At 72.5% G+C, this 2199-nt stretch carries 2 protein-coding genes; one reads left to right on the plus strand and one right to left on the minus strand.

Annotation, left to right across the window (positions count from 1 at the left end; translation table 11 throughout):
- Positions 1–112 precede the first annotated feature (112 nt).
- Positions 113–691 carry a MarR family winged helix-turn-helix transcriptional regulator gene (locus tag AOK03_RS39890; protein ID WP_055570204.1) on the minus strand — a complete coding sequence of 193 codons (579 nt, stop codon included), beginning with the start codon at positions 689–691 and terminating at the stop codon, positions 113–115.
- 220 nt (positions 692–911) lie between these two features.
- On the opposite strand from AOK03_RS39890, the gene AOK03_RS39895 reads away from it, so the two are divergent.
- Positions 912–2199, plus strand: a 1288-nt coding sequence (locus tag AOK03_RS39895; RefSeq protein ID WP_055570205.1) for an APC family permease, incomplete at its 3' end; no start/stop codon positions are given.

The raw sequence follows: 2199 nt of genomic DNA on the forward strand, positions 1-2199 counted from the left end.
GTTCGGGGGGTTGGTGCGGGCGGCCGGGGAACGGGCGGCGGGAGTGGGGGCCGCGGCCGGGTGAGCGTACGGCCCGGCACCCGCGCCCCGCCCTCGGCCGCCGGGCCGTGCGTCAGCCGACGGGCTTGGTCTTGCGGCCGCTGCGGCGGGGGGTCGGAGCCGCGCCGTTCAGGAGGTCCTGCCTGCGGTCGTCGCCCTTCTCCTCCGTCCGTACGACGATCTTGCGCAGCAGATCCGCCAGCGTCTCGCACTCCGCGTCCGTCAACCCCTCGGTGACGAAGGCCTCTTCGGCGTTGAAGGCGGGGAAGACCTCGCCCATCAGGCGCTCGCCCTCGTCCGTGAGGCGGAGCAGGACGAGTCTGCCGTCGTCGGGGTGGCCGCGGCGCTCGATCAGGCCGCGGCCCATGAGCGTGCGGGCGACGCCCGTCAGCGTGCCCTTGGAGATGCCGGCCTCCTCGGCGACGTACCGGGTCTCCATCTCGCCCCAGATCCAGACGACGTAGAGCACGACGAACGACGTCCACGTCAGTTCGGCGCCGCGCAGGACGGAGTTCTCGAAGTGCTGACGGACGGCCGCGGCCGCGCGGTAGATGTTCGACACGGCGGCCATCTGCTCGTACTCGACGGGCGTGCCGCCGAGCTTGGCCCTGACCGCCTTCTCGGTGTCGCGGATGGAGCGGTTGCCCGTCACGTCCGTGTGTCTCCCTGTTCCGGTGGAGTGGTGGCGAGGGGATGGTGGGGTGCTGCTGAGGCTCGTCGGCAGTGGGTCGGGTCTTCAGTGTCCCAAGACCTCTTGAGGCCTCTTGCCCGGGCACCGGGGCGTCCGTACCATCGGCGCCATTCGACTTCGTACGGGCTCAAACGATAACGCGTCCCGCATGGATGCGCCCTCCTCTCCCCGGAGTCCCGGCATGGCTCTCGACCACCAAGGCTCAGCCTCGCTCGCACCACCCCTCCCCACCACCGTCGCCCCGGAGCGCCGCATCGGCGTCGCGGGCATCGTCTTCGTCGTCGTGGCCGCGTCCGCGCCGCTCACCGTCGCCGCGGGCGGCGTCCCGCAGTCCCTGGGCGTCACGGGAGTCCTCGGAATCCCGCTGCTCTACCTCCTGATCGCCGTCGTCCTCGGGCTGTTCAGCGCCGGATACGCGGCGATGAGCCGGCACATCACCGGCGCCGGGGCCTTCTACGCCTACACCGCCCGGGGCCTCGGCCGCACTCCGGGCGTCGGCGCGGCCTTCGTCGCGCTGCTCTCGTACAACGCGATGCAGATCGGCATCGCGGGCCTCTTCGGCGCCACCACCGCCGAGTTCATCGACGCCCGGACCGGGGTGGCGATCCCCTGGTGGGTCCTCGTGCTCGCGTGCACGGCGCTCGTCGGGGCGCTCGGCTACCGGCGCGTCGACGTGGGCGTGCGGGTCCTCGCCGTGCTGCTCGTCCTGGAGTTCGGCACGGTGCTCGTCTTCGACATCGGTCAGTTCACGCACGCCCCGGAGGGCGTCTCGACCACGCCGCTCACCTGGGGCGCCGCCACGGACGGCTCGCTCGGCGTCGCGCTGTGCTGCGTGTTCGCCGCGTACATGGGGTTCGAGTCGGCCGCCCTGTACAGCGAGGAGTGCCGGGATCCGCGGCGGACGGTGGCGCGGGCCACGTACATCGCCGTCGGACTCATCGGCGTCTTCTACGCGGCCACCGCGTGGGCCATGGTGAGCGGCGCGGGGACGAGCCGGGCGACCCGGGTCGCGGCCGAACAGGGGCCGCTGATGATGTTCTCGCTCAGCGACTCCAGTCTCGGTACGGCCTTCTCCGACTTCGCGCAGCTCTTCCTGATCACCAGCCTGCTCGCGGCGCTGCTCTCCTTCCACAACGCCGTGGCGCGGTACGTGCGTTCGCTCGGCAGGGAAGGCGTCCTGCCGCGCGGGCTCGGGGTGCTGCATCCGCGGCACGCCTCGCCGCACCGCGGCTCGCTCCTGCAGACCGCGATCACCGCCGCGGTCATCGGGGTCTTCGCCCTGGCCGGACGGGACCCCGTGGCCGACGTCTTCACCTGGCTGACCAACCTCGGCGCGCTCGGCGTGATCCTGCTGCTGTTCGCCACCTCGGCGTCGGTCGTCGCGTACTTCGCGCGCCGCCCCGAGCTGACCGAGCCGCTGTGGCACCGGGTGGTCGCGCCGCTCCTCTCGGGCGCCGCGCTCGCCGTCG

Origin of the sequence: Streptomyces atriruber, from assembly GCF_001418325.1 — a bacterium.
GTDB lineage: Bacteria > Actinomycetota > Actinomycetes > Streptomycetales > Streptomycetaceae > Streptomyces > Streptomyces atriruber.